Annotated in this window: 18 protein-coding genes; 2 read left to right on the top strand and 16 right to left on the bottom strand. The window is 51.6% G+C overall.

Annotated elements, in window-relative coordinates; all coding sequences use genetic code 11:
• From OXG75_03810 to OXG75_03750, 13 genes are all read right to left on the bottom strand, one after another.
• Positions 1-151: PhzF family phenazine biosynthesis protein (locus OXG75_03810; GenBank protein MCY3625109.1), on the bottom strand; the 151-nt coding region annotated here is incomplete at its 3' end.
• Positions 151-1,365: a VWA domain-containing protein gene (locus tag OXG75_03805; GenBank protein MCY3625108.1), complete on the bottom strand. Its 1,215-nt coding sequence runs from the start codon at positions 1,363-1,365 to the stop codon at positions 151-153. The genes OXG75_03810 and OXG75_03805, both read right to left, overlap by 1 nt.
• Positions 1,366-1,376: 11 nt before the next feature.
• Complete coding sequence (locus OXG75_03800) at positions 1,377-2,213, bottom strand: MoxR family ATPase (GenBank protein ID MCY3625107.1); 837 nt, start codon at positions 2,211-2,213, stop codon at positions 1,377-1,379.
• A 36-nt stretch (positions 2,214-2,249) separates the two neighbouring features.
• A complete protein-coding gene (purU, locus tag OXG75_03795) occupies positions 2,250-3,119 on the bottom strand; it encodes a formyltetrahydrofolate deformylase (protein ID MCY3625106.1) in 870 nt (289 codons plus the stop codon).
• A gap of 49 nt (positions 3,120-3,168) precedes the next feature.
• Positions 3,169-3,657, bottom strand: a complete 489-nt coding sequence (locus tag OXG75_03790) for a GNAT family N-acetyltransferase (GenBank protein MCY3625105.1) — start codon at positions 3,655-3,657, stop codon at positions 3,169-3,171.
• 19 nt (positions 3,658-3,676) lie between these two features.
• A complete protein-coding gene (locus tag OXG75_03785) occupies positions 3,677-4,453 on the bottom strand; it encodes an enoyl-CoA hydratase/isomerase family protein (GenBank protein MCY3625104.1) in 777 nt (258 codons plus the stop codon).
• A gap of 30 nt (positions 4,454-4,483) precedes the next feature.
• Positions 4,484-6,190, bottom strand: a complete 1,707-nt coding sequence (locus OXG75_03780; GenBank protein MCY3625103.1) for a glutamine--tRNA ligase/YqeY domain fusion protein — start codon at positions 6,188-6,190, stop codon at positions 4,484-4,486.
• Positions 6,191-6,299: 109 nt separating this feature from the next.
• Positions 6,300-6,854, bottom strand: a complete 555-nt coding sequence (locus tag OXG75_03775; GenBank protein ID MCY3625102.1) for a thioredoxin family protein — start codon at positions 6,852-6,854, stop codon at positions 6,300-6,302.
• Between the two features lie 27 nt (positions 6,855-6,881).
• Complete coding sequence (locus OXG75_03770) at positions 6,882-7,289, bottom strand: CDGSH iron-sulfur domain-containing protein (GenBank protein ID MCY3625101.1); 408 nt, start codon at positions 7,287-7,289, stop codon at positions 6,882-6,884.
• A 59-nt stretch (positions 7,290-7,348) separates the two neighbouring features.
• Positions 7,349-8,539 carry an acetyl-CoA C-acetyltransferase gene (locus tag OXG75_03765; GenBank protein MCY3625100.1) on the bottom strand — a complete coding sequence of 397 codons (1,191 nt, stop codon included), beginning with the start codon at positions 8,537-8,539 and terminating at the stop codon, positions 7,349-7,351.
• Positions 8,540-8,541: 2 nt separating this feature from the next.
• On the bottom strand, positions 8,542-9,324 hold the full coding sequence (locus OXG75_03760) for an enoyl-CoA hydratase-related protein (protein ID MCY3625099.1): 783 nt from the start codon (positions 9,322-9,324) through the stop codon (positions 8,542-8,544).
• 11 nt (positions 9,325-9,335) lie between these two features.
• The gene (locus OXG75_03755) at positions 9,336-10,187 is read right to left on the bottom strand and encodes a 3-hydroxyacyl-CoA dehydrogenase NAD-binding domain-containing protein (protein MCY3625098.1); all 852 of its coding nucleotides are present in this window, start codon (positions 10,185-10,187) and stop codon (positions 9,336-9,338) included.
• A 63-nt stretch (positions 10,188-10,250) separates the two neighbouring features.
• A complete protein-coding gene (locus tag OXG75_03750) occupies positions 10,251-11,399 on the bottom strand; it encodes an acyl-CoA dehydrogenase family protein (GenBank protein MCY3625097.1) in 1,149 nt (382 codons plus the stop codon).
• A gap of 298 nt (positions 11,400-11,697) precedes the next feature.
• Between OXG75_03750 and OXG75_03745 the strand changes: the two genes are divergently transcribed.
• Together OXG75_03745 and OXG75_03740 are read left to right on the top strand one after the other, a co-directional pair.
• The gene (locus OXG75_03745) at positions 11,698-12,087 is read left to right on the top strand and encodes a type II toxin-antitoxin system VapC family toxin (protein ID MCY3625096.1); all 390 of its coding nucleotides are present in this window, start codon (positions 11,698-11,700) and stop codon (positions 12,085-12,087) included.
• 1 nt (position 12,088) lies between these two features.
• Positions 12,089-12,316: a type II toxin-antitoxin system Phd/YefM family antitoxin gene (locus tag OXG75_03740; GenBank protein ID MCY3625095.1), complete on the top strand. Its 228-nt coding sequence runs from the start codon at positions 12,089-12,091 to the stop codon at positions 12,314-12,316.
• A gap of 7 nt (positions 12,317-12,323) precedes the next feature.
• Here the strand turns inward: OXG75_03740 and OXG75_03735 are convergent, their stop codons facing one another.
• The 3 genes from OXG75_03735 to OXG75_03725 all read right to left on the bottom strand — a co-directional run.
• Positions 12,324-14,684, bottom strand: coding sequence for an MMPL family transporter (locus OXG75_03735; protein MCY3625094.1), 2,361 nt, complete (start codon positions 14,682-14,684; stop codon positions 12,324-12,326).
• A gap of 208 nt (positions 14,685-14,892) precedes the next feature.
• Positions 14,893-15,714: an outer membrane lipoprotein-sorting protein gene (locus OXG75_03730; GenBank protein ID MCY3625093.1), complete on the bottom strand. Its 822-nt coding sequence runs from the start codon at positions 15,712-15,714 to the stop codon at positions 14,893-14,895.
• 123 nt (positions 15,715-15,837) lie between these two features.
• A partial coding sequence (locus OXG75_03725; protein ID MCY3625092.1) for a hypothetical protein occupies positions 15,838-16,184 on the bottom strand: 347 nt, incomplete at its 5' end.

Here is a 16,184-nt window from a genome sequence, read left to right as displayed (position 1 = left end):
TCTTGAGTAAAAAAGCAGTCTCTGAGAGATTTACCCGGGAAGCGATCTCCTGTTTTGTCCGGTCCGGCACTTCTTTTTCAAGAATGCACACAGCGGCCGGATTCCCAGAATTCGGCCCGTCGGTAAAAGCATCAACGGTATATATCCTCATCACGCCGGGAGTCTCGACGCACCGTGGTGGCCGGGGCGCCGCTTGAGAGCCAGAATAGCGTCTTTTATACCCGAGAGCGTTAGGGGAAACATGTTGTCTTCGTAAAAATCGTTCAGCATGCCTATGCTTTCAGTCCACCTCCACTCATCTTGCGGCACAGGGTTAAGCCACACTGTAAAAGGATATTTCGCCTTTATCCTGTTAAGCCACAGAAGGCCCGGCTCATCGTTATTGTGTTCAACGCTTCCGTTGGGATACACAAGTTCCCACGGGGACATGGAGGCGTCACCGACTATAACGCACTTGTAGTCGCCGTTGTATTTGTTGAGTACCGAGAAGGTGGGAGTCTTCTCGCTGAAGCGTCTTGCGTTGTTTTTCCATACAGCTTCGTATATGCAGTTGTGGAAGTAGTAGAATTCAAGGTGCTTGAACTCATGCTTGGCGGCAGAGAAAAGCCTTGAGCAAAGCTCGACATGATCTTCCATTGAACCTCCGACGTCGAAGAACATAAGAACCTTGACGTTGTTCTTGCGTGAGGGAACAAACTCAAGGTCAAGCAGCCCCGCGTTTTTCGAAGTCCTGTCGATCGTCTTTTCAATGTCAAGCTCTTCCCCCACCCCCTCTCTCGTAAGAACCCTGAGCTTTCTAAGGGCCATTTTCATGTTCCTCACGTTTAATTCCACCGAATCGTCAAGATCCCGGAACTCTCTTTTGTCCCACACCTTGACGGCCCGCCTCTGCCTGCCTCCGTCCTGCCCTATTCGAACGCCGGCGGGATTGCAACCGTATGCACCATAGGGAGAAGTGCCGCCCGTGCCTATCCACCTGTTCCCGCCTTGGTGGCGTTTTTTCTGCTTCTCGAAAATCTCCCTCAATCTCTCCATCAATTCTTCAAGCCCGCCCATGGAACGGATCATCTGCTTATCCTCTTCGGAGAGGACGTTCTCAAAGTTTTTGCGCAGCCACTCAAGCGGAATCTGCATGAACTGCTCGGTATCGGCGAGCTGAGCCCCTCTGAAGTAAGCGGCAAAAAGCCTGTCGAACCTGTCCAGATGCCGCTCATCTTTCACCATTACGCAGCGGCTTAGATAGTAGAAATCGGTCGGGTCGTAACCGATCACGTCGCGGTCAAGGGCTTCGAGAAAAGTAAGATACTCTTTTAGGGTGACGGGAAATCCGTCGTTTTTAAGCAGCAGGAAGAAATCAAGAAACATGAACTTATCCCCTACCTTCTGAATCTCCGCCTAATCGCCTCGAGCATCTCGTAGTCCGCCTCGTTCTTGATAAGCGCACCCGAGTAAGGAGGAAGGCTCTCTTCAATATCCACTCCCGTGAGTTCACCAGCGGCCACGCGGTCGGCCGCAAGCAGTTTTATCCAGTCTATAAGTTCGCTCGTGGAGGGCTTTTTCTTGAGACCGTCAATCTCCCTTACGGAATAAAAGAGGGTGAGCGCATTATTCATGAGCTTTCGCTCGAGATCGGGGTAATGCACCTTAACTATTTTCTCAAGAGTCTTACGGTCGGGAAAAGCTATGTAGTGAAAAAAGCACCTTCTCAAAAAGGCATCCGGAAGTTCCTTTTCGTTATTCGAGGTAATTATCACTATGACTCTCTTAACCGCCCTTACGGTTTTTTTGAGCTCGTAGCAATAAAACTCCATCCTGTCGAGCTCCAAAAGAAGATCGTTTGGAAACTCTATGTCCGCCTTGTCTATCTCGTCAATCAGAAGCACTACCTGTTCAGGACTCTCGAAAGCCTCCCAGAGCTTTCCTTTCTTTATGTAGTTCGAGATATCGTTTACCCTCTCGTCTCCGAGTTGCGAGTCGCGAAGCCTAGCGACGGCGTCGTATTCGTAGAGGCCCTGCTGCGCGGTTGTGGTGGACTTTATGTGCCAGGTTATAAGTTGCTTTCCAAGGGCTTTTGCGACCTCAAACGCGAGCATGGTCTTGCCCGTTCCCGGTTCGCCCTTAACAAGTAGCGGACGCTCAAGCGTAATGGCCGCGTTAACGGCCACGGCCAAGTCGTTTGTAGCTATGTAATCGTTTGTGCCTTTGAACTTCATTTTTCACCCACCCGTAGGGAACCGCAAGAACTCCCCCTACTTATTGAATACGATTGTCCTGTTTTTGTAAATCAAAATCTCCCGGTTTATATGGGACCAGATCGCGTTTGAAAGAACAAGCTTCTCAAGATCCTGCCCCTTCCTCTTGAGGTCGTCTATCGAATCATCATAGTTAACCTTTATGACATCCTGCTCTATTATGGGTCCCGAATCGAGTTCCTCGGTTACGTAATGACAGGTTGCTCCGACCACCTTAACCCCCCTTTCATACGCGGAGTGATAAGGGCGCGCACCAGGAAAGGCCGGAAGAAACGAATGATGGATATTCATTATTCTGTTGGGGTAATGCGATACGAAATTCTCGGTAAAAATCTGCATATACCTTGCAAGCACTATGAAATCCACATCGTAGCGGTGAAGAAGCTCAAGCTGCTCTGCCTCCACTGCTTCCTTGTTGTCCTTTACGTCTTCGAACACGTAGAAATCCGCTCCATGAAGACCCGCCACATCCCTGAGATCCGGATGATTGCTTATCACAATGGGCATCTCAACGTCCCATTCCCTGGCGCGGAGTCTGTAAATTATGTCCGAGAGGCAGTGGGGAAGCTTGGAAACGAAAACCGCCATGCGCGGGATATCTCCCGTAAAGAAAACCTCGAATTTCATGTCGAGTTTCTTCGCCACTTTCTCGCGGAAAAATTCCTCCGTCTCCTCGCGGGAGAGAGTAAAGCCGTCCATCCCCCACTTGGCCCGGATAAAGGTCACCATGTCGTTTGTGTCAACACAATGCTGCAGCGCGTGGATATTACCCCCGTATTCGAATATAAAGTTGGTGACCGCGTGAACAAGACCGGGGCGATCCGGGGAATGCACTAGCAGAATTGCTTCTTCCTGTTTTTCCGGCATTTTCGATTAAGGTCCGTTTCCTGGTTTTTGGAGGCTTCCGCCTATAAGATTAAGACCAAGGCTCCTTGTAGTAGTAGGTAAAGTTAGCAACCTTCGGCCGTTCCGTCCACCCTTTTTTTCTGTAAAAGCCCCGCAGATACGATGGCTTGTCCTTGCCGTTGGTCACCATCAGACGATAAACATCCCTTTTCTTACCTTCTTCCATAACTGCTTCGATAAGACGGCTCCCAGCCCCCATTCCGCTTGCCGAAGGACTTACGAACAGGTCCGAGACGTAGCCCTCGTAGCTTCCGAGCATAACGAATGGTACCCAGTGAACGGTGGTAAACCCGAGGATCCTTCCCCCGGAATCACATGCGACGTACATGGTGTGCCCTTCCGGATCTCCGTCTGCTTGAAGTATGAGATCCCGAATCGGAGACGACACTTCCTCAAGTGAAAGGGAGTTCCTTCTCTCGGACCAGCCGATCTCTCTCAGTATCAGGGCCATCGCCTCCGCATCGTCGCCCGTGGCTTTTCTTACGGTGACTTCTTTCAAGGTTCTTCCTGCAACATTATCATTTTTTCTTTTTTCCCAAGGCTTCAACCAGAGCCCCGAGGCTCTCCAAAACCCCCGGGCTGCGCAGAATTTTCGGAAGTTCCCTGTCAACCTCGGTACAAGCTCCTTCTATGTTCGCCACGACCTCGCGGCGAAGAGCCCTTTTAGAGAAGGCGTAACCGGGAATAAGCGACGGGCCGTACTGCCCCGCGAACTCAACGCAGTGAGAAAAAAGCTTGTCCGCTTCGTGGCTTTCATCGAAAAAACCGAGTCTGACGGCGTCGCGGGGTTCGTAAAGAAAACCTGTTGTCATGACCTGCTGCGCAACTGCCGTACCCAGCACGTAAAGCACGATCTGGGCTATCGCCGAAGGAATGGGAAAACCTATGGTGATTTCATTAAGACCGAATCTTGCTCCTGAATCAACGCATACCCTGTAATCGCAGCAGAGAGCCAGTATAAGTCCACCCGCTATCGCGTGACCGTTTACCGCAGCCACAACAGGTCTTTCATAAGTAAAGACCCGGAGCAAAGCGCCGCGAAAACGCTCGTACCACTGCCAGATTTCCTCTTCGTCCCCAGCGGTAAAAAGCGAAAGATGGTACTTAAGATCAAGACCCGCAGAAAAAGCCCTCTGAGAAGAGGTAAGCACCACCGGGCTTTCCGTGTGATCGCTCTCAAGCGTCGTAAAAGCCCCTTCAAGATCGCTGAAGAACTCCTCGCCCATGACGTTCATCGGGTTTGAGTTCATGCGCACGACCGCGACGTCACCAATTCTTTCAATTTCCCAGCTCATAATGTTTCTCAATTCGCCCGAGCGCCGAAATCAGGCCCTTTTGCCCTCCGAGCGACGGCTCCATGAATCCCTAAGGGAAACCGTCCTGTTAAAAACAGGCGCGCCAGAAGCCGAATCTACGGAATCAAGGATGAAATATCCCTTCCTCTCAAACTGGTAGTTAATCCCCCACGGATTGTTCACATTCACAAGAGCAGGTTCGGCCACGCAATCTTCAAGGATCTGCAGTGAATCGGGATTTAGAAATTCGGTGAATTCCCTCTGCTTGTCGGCCATAGGATTGGGAACGGTAAAAAGTCTGTCGTAGAGCCTTACGGTCACCCTCGAGGCGTTTTTCGCGCAAACCCAGTGTATGGTGCCTCTTACCTTCCTTCCGTCAGGGGCGCTCCCACCTCTTGTTTCGGGATCGTATTCACAGTGAACCTCGGTTACCTCTCCGGTCGTCGGGTCGCGCTCAAAACCTACGCACCTCACTATGTAGGCGTAGCGCAGGCGCACTTCGGAACCGGGGAAGAGCCTGTAGAACTTTTTCGGCGGATCCTCCATGAAATCATCCCTTTCAATGAAAAGCTCTTTTGAAAAAGGGACTTTTCTTTTTCCCATAGAGGGATCTTCCGGATTGTTTACCGCTTCGAGCTCCTCTTCTGCGTCTTCGGGATAATTGATTATCACCACTTTCAGCGGGTCAAGCACCGCCATAACCCTCTGCGCCCTCTTGTTAAGGTCTTCCCTTACGCTGTGTTCAAGAAGCTCTATGTCTATTAGGCTGTCCTGCTTCGTGATGCCTATTTTCCGGCAGAAATCCCTTATCGACTCAGGCGTGTACCCTCTTCTGCGCAACCCCGAGATCGTGGGCATCCTGGGATCGTCCCACCCGCTTACGTATCCCTCGGAAACCAGCTTCATGAGGTTTCTCTTGCTGAGGACCGTGTAGCTGAGGTTGAGCCTCGCGAACTCAATCTGCTGGGAATGATATATGCCTAGCTGGGCGATAAACCAGTCGTAAAGAGGCCGGTGGTCCTCGAACTCAAGAGTGCAGAGCGAATGTGTGATGCCCTCAATGGAGTCGCTCTGTCCGTGGGCCCAATCATACATCGGATAAATGGACCAGTAATCCCCGGTGCGGGCATGGGACTCCTTCATTATCCGGTACATGACCGGGTCGCGCATGTTAATATTGCCCGAAGCCATGTCTATTTTCGCCCGAAGCACGTACTGTCCATCGTCGAAACCCCCGTCTCTCATAGCCTGGAAAAGCTTAAGATTCTCCTCAACAGATCTCTCCCTTGAAGGGCTCTCCCTGCCGGGTTCCGAAAGCGTTCCCCGGTATTCTCTTATTTCCTCAGCGCTCAGATCGTCCACGTAGGCCTTCCCCTCGCTTATCAGCCTAAGGGCGTATTCATAGAGCTGCTCGAAATAATCAGAGGCGTAATAGGTCTTGTCTTCCCAGTCAAACCCGAGCCACCTGACGTCTTCCTTGATAGCCTCCTCATATCTTACGTCTTCCTTTGAGGGATTGGTGTCGTCAAAGCGCAGGTTGCATGTTCCGCCGAATTCCTCGGCTATACCGAAATTAAGACATATGGATTTCGCATGGCCTATATGGAGATAGCCGTTGGGCTCGGGGGGAAAACGGGTGACGGGCTTTGCGATACCGGCCTGAAGATCGCTTCTTATCCTGGCTCTTATGAAATCCTCGGATTCCGGAGATCCGTCTTTGTCCGTCTTCGATTTCATGGTTATGCGCGATAATGCCCACAGGACAAGAGGATGAAGTTCCAAGTTGCGGACCCTAGGTAACCCTCTTTTTCCTTCCGGGCGGTCCCACGCGGCAGGGGAAACCGCACTATTTCCATTTTATGTTGCACCCGATGCTCGGAATCTGCTCCCATTCAATTGCCTGGCCCGCTATAATGGAGTTGAGTGCCATACGCATATCCTTTCCGGTAACCGGTTTTCCGTTCCCGGGTCTTGAGTCGTCAAACTGCCCCCTGTATATGCACTTCAGGTCGCGGTCATAAACGAAAAAGTCGGGGGTGCAGGCGGCGTCATAGGCCTTGGCGATTTCCTGCGTCTCATCGAACAGATAGGGAAACGAGTACCCCTTTTTCTCTGCGACTTCCTTCATTCTCTCGGGAGAATCATCAGGGTAGTTGTCAACGTCGTTTGAATTTATCGCTATGAAGGAAACTCCCTTGGAAATGTATTCATCGGCAACTTCCACCAGCCCATCCTGCAGGTGCTTTACGTAAGGACAGTGGTTGCATATAAACATAAGCACCGTGGCAACATCCGACTTGAGATCGCCAAGCGACAGTTCGCTACCGCTTACAGCATCCGGCAACCGGAAGTCGGGAGCCTCGCTCCCCAAGGGAATCATCGTCGATAGAGTCTTAACCATTTTTATCTTCTCCTAGTTCTTAGGCTATTAGTCAGTGAAACCGATCCGCTTGTGTGAACCATCGCAAAACGGCTTGTTCTCAGAAGCCCCGCAGCGGCAGAGATAATAAGGATCATCCCCCGAGAGCCCCGAATCATCCTCAACGCAAAGTTCAATATCTCCGCAAACCTCGTAGGGACCGTTTTTAAGCGACCTTATAACTGCGTCCCCTTCCTTGGCGGGAGCAGAAGATTCGCCGGACGGGATGCTGCTCTTAAACCCCGCCCCCTTGTGCGAACCGTCGCAAAACGGCTTGTTTCCAGAGGTCCCGCAGCGGCAAAGAGCGGTTTTCTTTTTTATCGCAAGTCCGTTCCCTTCCCCGTCTTCAAGCAACTCGAGGTCGCTTACAATCAGGGGACCGTCATCCATGATTTCTATTTTGATTTTTTCACTCATATCGGGCCCATTGGTTAAGATAATTCGCCCACTCGGACAGCCGCCGTTTATGTCTGAGTTTACATTTTTTCGACAATCATTGCTATACCCATACCGCCTCCCATGCACAGAGAAACCATTCCGTACCCGCCGGGGCGGACGTTTTCAAATTCATGAAGAAGTTTTACGAGCAGCACCGCCCCCGTGGCCCCCACCGGGTGCCCGAGCGCTATGGCTCCGCCGTTTATGTTCAGTTTCTCCTCCGCAATGGGAAAATCGCTCAGTACGGCAAGGGACTGCGCCGCGAAGGCTTCGTTGAGTTCAACCAGATCGATATCGTCGATTCCGAGCCCGGCTTTGTCAAGAGCCATGCGCATCGCGGGAACCGGACCGATCCCCATGATCGCAGGGTCAACACCGGAAATTGCGTAGGACTTAATCGACCCAAGCGGATTCAGGCCCAGTTTTTCCGCTTTACTCTCAGACGTGACGATCAAGGCGGCGGCTCCATCGTTAATGCCCGATGAGTTTGCCGCGGTTACCGTGCCGTCTTTCTTGAAAACCGGTCTTAACTTCGAGATGTTCTCAGGCGTAACATCCGGCCTCGGATGCTCGTCAGTGTCAAATTGAACGGAACTGCCTCTTCGCCCGGGAACAGACACCGGAACTATCTGGGAGGTGAATTTCCCACCCTCCATCGCGGCTTTGGCTTTCATCTGGCTTGAGTAAGCGAACTCGTCCTGGCGCTCCCTTGATATCTCATATCTCTCCGCAAGGTTCTCCGCCGTAACGCCCATGTGGTAATCGTTAAACGCATCCATGAGCCCGTCGCACAGAATTCCGTCCACAAGCTCATCCGAAGGCGTTGACATCTTGTATCCCCACCTGGCTTTTCGGAGATAGAAGGGAGCCACGCTCATGCTTTCCATCCCTCCTGCCACAATGCATTCGCAGTCGCCGGACTTTATGGCCTGAGAGGCATTCACGACGGACTGAAGCCCCGAACCACAGACCCTGTTAATGGTAATCGCGGGGGTCTCAGCCTTTAATCCGGAATTAATCGATACCTGTCTCGCCGGATTCTGCCCTTGTCCCGCTCCCAGTATGTTGCCCATTATACAGTCATCAACCTGTTCGGGGGGCAGGGACGCCCTGCTTATAATCTCCTTTAGGACCGCTGTTCCGAGATCAACCGCGGAGACATCCTTAAGCGTTCCTCCGAACGTCCCTATCGCGGTTCTAAGTGGCTCTGAAAGCACGACTTTTTCCATTGCTACTCTCCTTTGAACTCAGCCGTTCTCTTCTCAACAAACGCACTCATTCCCTCAACCCTGTCATAGGAATCAAAACACTGAAATCCCGTTTTCATCTCGTACGCAAGTCCTTCAGAAAGTCCCGTCTCGGATCCCTGATTTATCGCTTTTTTGGCGTAACTGACGGCAAGCGGACTGTTGCGCGCGATCTGCTGGGCTATTTTCATAACCTCATCCATAAGTTCTCCCTGCTCTACAACCTTATCCACAAGCCCGAGGGCAAGCGCTTCAGCGGCGGTAACCATCTCCCCGGTAAAGATCAGTTTCTTGGTTCTTCCAGGACCTATAAGCTTGGTTGATCTCTGGGTTCCTCCCCAGCAGGGAAAGAGACCGAGCTTGGTTTCGGGAAAACCCACGCGGGCATTTTCGGAGGCGACTCTTATATCGCATGCAAGCGCAAATTCAAGTCCTCCTCCCAGGGCATATCCGTTTATCGCGGCTATAACCGGAAAAGATGCCTGCTCCAGATAATCAAAAGCCCCTCTTCCCAGGGCACAGTAATCCTTGAAATCATCCGTTGTCATCTGACTCATCTGCCTTACGTCGGCCCCGGCCACAAAAGCCTTTCCTCCGGCTCCGGTCACAATCAGCACCTTAATGTTCTCAGCGGGCAACTTTTCGGTCACAAAGTCTTTGAGCTGTCCTATGGTTTCGCCATTTAGGACATTCATAGACCTCTCTTTGTTAATCGTCAACACTCCAACACCGTCATCAGTGCTTTCAAACAAAAGATCCTTGTACATTTATGCCTCCTTTACTTTCTGCCGTATTCAAAAAAGCCTTTTCCCGTCTTTCTGCCCAGATTCCCCGCCCTTACCATTTCCTTAAGCAGGGGAGCGGGTCTGAACTTCTGGTCTCCATATTCTGTGTAGAGAACGTCAAGTACGCTCAGGGTGACGTCAAGACCTATAAGGTCCGCAAGCGCAAGCGGCCCTATGGGATGATTCGCTCCGAGTTTCATGGCGTTATCAATCTCTGCCGCCGCGGCAATGCCCTCATCAAGGGTGAAAATCGCTTCGTTTATCATCGGCAGCAGAATCCTGTTTACAACGAATCCAGCTCTGTCTTTTGCCATAATCGGATATTTATCAAGACTCCGCGCAAATTCCATCGTCTCCTCAAGGATATCAGGCGATGTTTTGGCAGTATTGATCACTTCAACCAGTTTCATTATCGGTGCGGGATTAAAAAAGTGCATTCCAACAACTTTTTCGGGCCTAGAGGTGTTCATGGCAAGCTCCGTAACCGACAGGGTCGACGTGTTGGTGGCAATAATGGTGTCTTCTCCGGCGTTCTCCTCGATCTTGGCAAAAACCGCCTTTTTAAGATCCATATCCTCACTTGCGGCCTCAATCACGATATCCGCACCGTTGAAATCACTGTAGTCTTCGGTCGAGTGAATCCTTGAAACAATCAAGGTGACCTGCTCTTTGTCGATTTTGCCTCTTCGGGCCAGTCTGCCAAGACTTTTTTCTATTTTTGCGACCGCATCCTCCGCAATATCCTTTTCAATATCCAAAAGAACGACGTTTTTCCCCGCTGAGGCGACAAGCTCCGCTATGCCTGAACCCATAGTGCCAGCCCCCACGATACCTACAGTGTTTATGTTTGACTCGGACATACTTTTCTCCTGACTCATAACTGATTATGAACCCTGAATTATAACAGCTTAGAGCGACTCGGAAAGAATCTGCCTGGCGATAATGATCCTCTGTATCTCAGAGGTTCCTTCATATATCTCCGTTATCTTGGCGTCGCGGAAATGCCGTTCCACCGGATAATCGGTCGTATATCCGTTTCCTCCGTGTACCTGAATGCCCTTGGTCGCCACCCACATCGCTGTCTCCGAAGCGCAGAGCTTGGCCATGGATGAGTGCTTGGCGTATTTTTCTCCGCGATCTTTCATCAAGGCCGCCTTGCAGGTAAGCAGCCTCGAGGCCTCGACCCTAGTCGCCATGTCGGCAAGGATAAACTGTATCCCTTGAAAATCTGATATCCTCTTGCCGAAAGCCTCCCTTTCCAGGGAATACCGCGTTGAGGAGTCAAGGACCGCTTGAGCTATCCCTACGGCCTGGGCCGCAACCCCTATTCTTCCCGCATCAAGCGTTTTCATGGCGACCTTAAAGCCTCCCCCCTCTTTGCCAAGAACCCGGCTCGCCGACACCTCGCAGTTCTCAAAGACAATCTGCGAAGTGCTCGTCCCCTTTATTCCGAGCTTGCTTTCCGATTTTCCAAGAGAGATTCCGGGAGCGTCAAGATCAATGATAAACGCCGTGATTCCACCGCTTCGTTTCGTCTTGTCGGTCTTTGCGAAAACCACAGCGACTTCCGCCTCGCAACCGTTCGTAACCCAGCTTTTCGTTCCGTTAAGGATGTAGATCCCGCCTTTTTTTGCGGCGCCTGTCTTTATTCCTGCCGCATCCGAACCCGATTCGGGTTCGCTAAGAGCAAAGCACCCTACGGCGCCCCGGCACATCCGCGGTAGATATTCTTCCTTTTGCTCCTCGGTGCCAAAATCAATAATCGGAGCGCACGCAAGGGAATTATGAGCCATAACTATTGTCCCGGTTGAAGCACACGCCCGTGATATCTCCTCAATGGCGATTACGTATGAGAGGCAATCAAGACCGCTTCCTCCGTAGCACTCTTCAATGAAATGACCCATAAAACCAAGATCGAACAGTTTTTCCACGATCTCCGAAGGGAAGGTGCTGGTTTTGTCAATTTCGGAGGCAGCCGGCTTGATTTCTTTTTCGGCAAACTCCGAGACGAGGTTTTTAATTAAACGCTGCTCTTGCGTAAGAGCCGAAGCGAGCATGGTGTGTAATTCCCTTTTTAGGATTTGGGTATGCAGAAATTTTAATTCACCCCTCTACAAAAGGCAAAAACGCCTGATTCATTTCATTATCCTGCACTTGAACCAGACTAAAAAGACTCCGGGTTTCACAGGACAAATCAGGTCAATTCTGGGTAAATAACAAATATTCTAAACACGGTTATGAGGACCGTTTGTAATTTGTTTTCCACGCAAGGAAATTCAAGGTCTACAATAACGCTTGACATCGTCATAGACAATTGTACAATTATAATCTCAGGAAGTGGGAATATTGGATATCGTGATTGATACTTCGGCAATTATTGCAGTGATCATAGGAGAACCTGAGAGAGACGCGATTGTCTCCGCCACATCTGGGCAAGAGCTTATTGGCCCCGGTTCCATACCATGGGAAGTCGGAAATGCTTTTACCGCAATGATGAGACAGGACCGAATTGAAGTTGAAGAAGCCCGGAAAGGACTGCAGATTTTCGACCGCATCCCGTTGCGATACGTTCACATCGACATGGAAAACGTCATGTCCATTGCGGCTAAATCTAACACATATGCATACGACGCGTATTTTCTGGATTGTGCCGTGCGGTATCGTGCACCCTTGTTGACACTGGATCTCGCAATGAAAAACACGGCAGGACAACTCGGCATTAGTCTCGTAAATGTGGAGGAATAAGATGGAAATCTATACATACTCGGAAGCTAGACAAAAGCTATCCAGCGTTCTAGATAAAGCGGAATCAACTGGAAAAGTATTGATACGTCGAAGAGACGGCAGGACATACGCGCTGGTGCCGGAACATGCACCCACTTCCCCTCTAGACGTTCCTTCTGTAAAAGCGAATATATCTACTGAGGAAGTCGTTTCACTCATAAGGAGCGAGCGAGAAAAAACGAGAGGGTGAAAATCTCTCAAGAATTCAGAGGAGGCAGGACGCCGTCAGCATTCGCGTCAAACTTCATCAGAAGCGGTGGCAGGAGGAGGAAATCGGCCACTAGGGCCAAGGCGATTACAAGCGCTGTGAGCTTGCCCATCGCTGAATTGAGTTCGAAATTGGAAAAACTCACCACGACAAAGCCTGCCACAAGCACAAGCGAGGTCGTAAGCAGTGCCTGACCCACGGTTCGAAAGGCAGTCAGTACCGCGTCAGCAGAGGTGGAACCGAGTTCGCGTCGAGTCCGCTGGTACCTGCTGAGAAAGTGGACAGTGTCGTCGACCACGATACCCAAAGTCATGGCTGTTACCATCGAAAGTGATACTCCCACTTGTCCGACTGTCAAACCCCATATGCCGAAGCCCAATGCCCCGGGAATCAGATTTGGGACCATGCTCGTGATTCCGAGTCGCCATGATCGCAGTGCAAAGATGAGAATAAAGGAAATTCCAACGAGGGCGAGCGTGGTCCCAGCGAGCATGGAAATAATATTTCGGCGGCCGAGATTGGCAAACATCAACGTGGTGCCGGCACTCACCTGACCGGAAATATTCGGCGCGTGGCCTGCGAGCCATTGCCGCACGCGCTGATCAAGAGCGATCACTTCGTTTGACGAGAGCGTCTGCGTTCTCACTACCATCCGGGTGGCTGACTTGCCGACGTCGATCTGGTTGTTGAGATCAAGGCCATAGGGTAGAGAGATCTCGTAGAGAAGCAGGTACTGCGCAGCAAGCTCCCGGTCTGCGGGTAGCCGGTAATAGGAGGGATCGTCCCCGTTCATGCTCTTGTTTAGCCGTCGGAAGGTATCGGTGATGACGTTTACGTGTATCGTTTCAGGCTGCCCCCTGTACCACTCGGCAAACGCTTCGACGTCGGAGAGATACGCCGGGTCGCTGATCCCACCCGGGGAGCGCGATGGGAGCGAGTACTCCATGGCATACAGACCCGTGAGGTTGTTAACGATGAATTCAGAGTCTTTTCGGAATTGAACGCCCTCGTCAAAGTAGTGGAGGAAGACGTCGTTTAGCTCGTTCTTTGAAATCGATGCCACAAGCACTACCACGATCAGCACGGAACCCAAGAGCAACTGGTGGCTTCGGCGTATCACGAACTTGCCGAACATGACTATCAGGGAATTCTCTCGGGGCAGGGATGCGCGTACCCGAACCGGCAGCAGCGAGAGCAGCGCTGGTAGAAAAGTTACGGAGAGTACGAACGCTGCACCTACCCCAAATGCAACGAAGGTGCCTAGATGACGGAAGGGAGGCGAATCGGAGAAATTCAAGCTCAAAAAGCCGAGCGTGGTTGTCAGGCTCGACAGGAAGACCGGCTGAAGGTTCACCCGGATCGACTCGACAATCGCATCCCGCCTGGTCCTGCTACCGTGATTCTCAGACGTGCCGGACGCCGCATCATGCATGTAGTTGACAACGGCGGAATAGATGTGGACGCAGTTGGCAATAGCCACCGTCAGCACGACGACCGGGGAGACCGCCGAAGGCGATGTCATTGGAAGTCCTACCCAGCCTCCGATGCCCACAGCGGTCATTACCGACATCGTCACGACGAGCATTATTGCGAATGTTCCCGAAAATCCCCGCGTCAGCAGCAGGAGCATGAACGCCATTGCCAAGAAACTCACCGGGATGAGCGTCCTAAGATCGTCCAGCGACACATCCATAAAGGCCTGGTTAAAAATCACCATTCCAGCCAATCGTACATCGATGCCGGGGAAACGCTCTCGAAACTCATTCGCAAGTTTCCGCGAGTGCTCAGCAACTTTCGCACCTTCGCGCATCTGGTCCTCGCCCGGCAACTGCAATGTGACGTTTATTCCTGATACACCGCCGTCGCGTGCCAGCAGGCGCCCCGCGAGAGCCGGTTCCGCCAAGGCGATTTCGCGAATCCGTGACCGCTCTTCGGCATTACTGAAAGCACTCTCGTCCACAAGTTCACGCACCAATATCTCGTCGCCGGCGGCTTCGGTATGCTGAAAGTTGGTAATGGAATCGACGCGGCTCGCAAATGGGGTCTGCCAAGCCCGTTCGGTGAGCCACTCCGTAGCTTCAAGTGCAAGAGCCGATGTGGCGTCCCGGTCCTCCGGCACGATGGCGAAAAAGATGTTGTCGCTCTTGCCGTACATATCCTCCATCTCCTGATACTCGAGGAGCTGAGGGTTGCTTTTGGAAAAGTAGACGCGGTGGTCAGTCGAAAATTCAAGCAACAACGTGCCGCTTGTTGCAATCCCGGTCAAGACAATGGCGGCGACTATGATCGGCCACCGGAACATGATAGCCCAGTTACCCAGCCGCGACTCTATCTCTCTCAGCAATTTCATTATTGCCAAAACAGGGGATTTGACCTGCGCCCGGGACTAAGGGTCACGTCCCCTCTTTCTGGGTAATGGGATGTAGGAATGGTTGAAGACATAGGTGCTCCACCGTTTTTTATGGGCCTGATGAATCCAACTTACGGAAACTCTCCGTTCGTTGCGTGCAGTCACTCCGGCGAGCGGCAAACCGGACTGGACAGTCAAGAAATTCTCTCTACCGTATCCGCTTCAGCGCTGTTTTGGTAAAGTCCTTGGTGTCGAGATCGGTCCCGAACTTGTAGTCCGACCACAGCAGCACGGTACTCTTGCCCGTCAGCAGGTTTGTCATCGTTAACTTGCCGCTTCGCCAGAATCGATCAAGGTATTTTGCGTAGTTCTCCACGACCATCGTCTTGAGGTGCTCATCCCTGCGGTCAAAATACTGTATCTGAACTGTTCGAAGCTCCTCCCGGTCAAACCAGATCAACTGGCGGGAATAGCCGGAATCCTTGCTTTTCGGGACACGCTCAATAACTAGGCACTTGAGATCACCGCAGGGTTCCTCGCGGATGAACCGGTGAGTAAATTTTTCGATCTCAACCGCTCCCATGTCCTCGTAGGAGAATTCGCTGCCCATGAAAGAGCCGGACTGTTTCGAAGCGCTGATGCCTTTCACTCGCTTAAGGGCGGGAAGATAGAGCCACTGTTTGTCTGGGCCGGTCTTGTGGGCGTGGACGAGAAAGGCGGTTCCCTTGACATCCTGCGGGTGGTCAAACACAAACAGGGTCCGATCGCCATCCCCCTGAACTTCAAGAACCTTGAGGCGGAGCGAGCGCTGGGTTTCCTTCCCCTGCTTGTTACGCAACGTCATAGTCAGGTTTGCGGTGAAATTGCCGAAACCCTTCTGGCTCTCACGGGCTTCGGTCGCAATCCTGAGACCCGCTTCCTCGGCGGTACCGCTAAGGAGATCTGAGTACGACTCAGCTGGCCAAAAACAAACTGCAAGAAAGCTCGCAAGCACTGCAAACATTATGCGTGGGATTGAAAACCTTATCATTACTATATTATACCCGACCCTGTGTAGTTATGTATGTAAGCCCCAACAAAATCAGAGATATAGTCAATCCGTATATCGGCAATTCTGGCAAGGCAAGCATCAAAAAGCCGGCACTGGAGCGACTCAGAAACTGTAAGCCAAACTGATCTTTACGTAGCTGTCGCGCCGCACGTAGTATATGAAGTCCTCTTCGTCGATATCCAGAAAAGCCGAGGTCTCAATATGCAGCAACCAGTTGTCCGACGAAAGGCGGCGCCTGAACTCGCCTGCGACGACGCGACTGCTCTTGTTGAGGGAGCCCAGAACGCTGACGACAAATTCGGTGCTCTGCGGATCGTTCAATCCGAGACGCGCGGCAATGAAAAGGTCGTTCTCGAATGCATTGGTTGCCCAGCGGCCACGCCCATCGTAAGTCCATTCGGCAAACAGGACCAGATCAGAGTTCGAACCCAGTACGGAATAGAGTGTGT

The sequence above is a fragment of the Candidatus Dadabacteria bacterium genome, assembly GCA_026705445.1.
Lineage (GTDB): Bacteria > Desulfobacterota_D > UBA1144 > Nemesobacterales > Nemesobacteraceae > Nemesobacter.
The sequence above is the reverse complement of the archived record's forward strand: the minus strand, read 5'-3'. Positions and strand labels throughout refer to the sequence as shown.